The sequence below is a fragment of the Streptomyces sp. NPDC018693 genome (assembly GCF_044391385.1).
In the GTDB taxonomy this organism is placed as follows: Bacteria; Actinomycetota; Actinomycetes; order Streptomycetales; family Streptomycetaceae; genus Streptomyces.
In genome coordinates this window covers 1-1,796 of the sequence record NZ_JBIRZZ010000048.1, presented here as the reverse complement: position 1 = coordinate 1,796, position 1,796 = coordinate 1, and the positions used below count along the sequence as shown (strand labels likewise).

Sequence of the window (1,796 nt, the reverse complement as noted above, 5' to 3'; positions counted from 1 at the left end):
TATAACCTTCCTTACACGCCTGTAGACGTTCTATCGGACATCTGGGGTCATGGGTTTGTTAAAATAAATAAAATAGACCACGTGGACAATGTAGGGGCTTATATAACGAAATATATGATAAAGGATAATATTGACGAAAGATTACTTGGAGAGAAGTCTTATTTTTCGAGTAGAGGGTTAAAGAAGCCTGAAGAGTATATTTTGACGGAAAAAGAAAAAGAGACTCTGCTAAAGTCTCATGACGAATATATAACATATTCCAAAAACTATGAAAATGAATATCTAGGCAATATTCATAAGATACAAATTAACTTAAATCGCAAAAGTTAACAGCGCTATTTTAACACATAGAAAATAAAAATACTATGACTTTACCGTTTTCTAATAGCGGGTAAAGTGTTCAAACTTTGACAATGGGACTCCTATAATGGGGTCCTTATTTAATTTCCTTGAAAATATAAAATCCGCCCTTTTGCGTGTGGGTGGGGTGACTCCAGTTGGGGCCCCCGACACCGCAAGGCGGATTTATTTTATTTATAAAAGACCGAGAGAAATAACACTAACCATTATGGTATTGACATGATACCACTTTGATACTATAATGATACCATAAGGAGGTGAAGTTATTGGGAAAAGCGGTTTTTTCTCTAAGGCTTACTGAAGACCTACACGAATGGTTAAAAAAAGAAGCTGAAAAGAGAGGTATGTCGGTCAACGCTTTGATTTCATACATACTGAGCGAATATAAAGACGATAAAGAGTTTTAACGGAGTAGTTCTACGTAGTGAAAGCGTAGCGGTTCCTTTACTTGGAAAGGCGACTCTGATAACCTAGTTCGGTTTGCCACATTAAAGATTTCTAGAAGGTGGCGACGGTGGCAAGTAATCTGGGTCGCAAAGGTTCCGAGTCAAGGATTCATGGAGTAGATCTACGCAGTGGTGATGGTGAAGCGCAACTAAAAAAACAAGAAAAGAGGACGAGCACATGTTTAATATTTCTTATTACAAAACCGAAGACACAAAAGTAATGGTGGTTACATTACACGCACTAAAACAAACTATCATTTTGCAACCAGGATTCTTTTATAAAATTTCAGGAGTTGATAGAAAAGTAATAACCGGCTGCGGCGAATTTAGTGGTACAATTCTAGTAGATTTAGGATTTATATTTCCGTTTAAATCTGATAGAAAAATAGGTTAATATTTAATCGCTATTTCTGTTTCTTACTTAACTTGATTATAGCGATTAATAAGCAGAAAAATTTAGACAAGGAAGAGAGGTATTTTATAATTGAGGTATCGTCACAAACTAATAAAAAGTGGCGGTGTATGGGAATTATTGAGCTACGAGAAAGAGGTAGCAACAGGTAAAGATGCAGTTCGTGAAAATGCTGGTAGGAAAAAACAGTCTGATCATGATTGGATAAATGATGCTGAAACAAAGATGAAGAACAGGTCTGATGTGTTATATCGTGCAAGGAAGCAAGTGTTTAACCAAGCAAATGCCAATGCAAATGCGTGGAACGAGCAACCGAAATTTTTCACACTTACATATGCTGAAAACATGCAGGACATAAAACAATCTAACTATAACTTCAAAAAGTTTATCCAAAGGCTGAATTACACTTTAAAAATAAAACTAAAATACACTGCTGTAATTGAGTTTCAGAAACGAGGGGCTATACATTATCACCTATTGGTCTATAACCTTCCTTACACGCCTGTAGACGTTCTATCGGACATCTGGGGTCATGGGTTTGTTAAAATAAATAAAATAGACCACGTGGACAATGTAGG

General features: G+C 36.1%; 2 protein-coding genes and 1 pseudogene. All 3 read left to right on the top strand.

The features are described from left to right. Nucleotides 1-330, top strand: a 330-nt coding sequence (locus ACH5AC_RS38415) for a hypothetical protein (protein ID WP_360451408.1), incomplete at its 5' end; no start/stop codon positions are given. 287 nt (nucleotides 331-617) lie between these two features. After that, nucleotides 618-767 (top strand): toxin-antitoxin system HicB family antitoxin, encoded by a 150-nt coding sequence (locus ACH5AC_RS38410; protein ID WP_350502499.1) that lies wholly within the window; start codon nucleotides 618-620, stop codon nucleotides 765-767. 571 nt (nucleotides 768-1,338) lie between these two features. Continuing rightward, a pseudogene (locus tag ACH5AC_RS38405) lies at nucleotides 1,339-1,796 on the top strand (hypothetical protein); the annotation flags it as partial.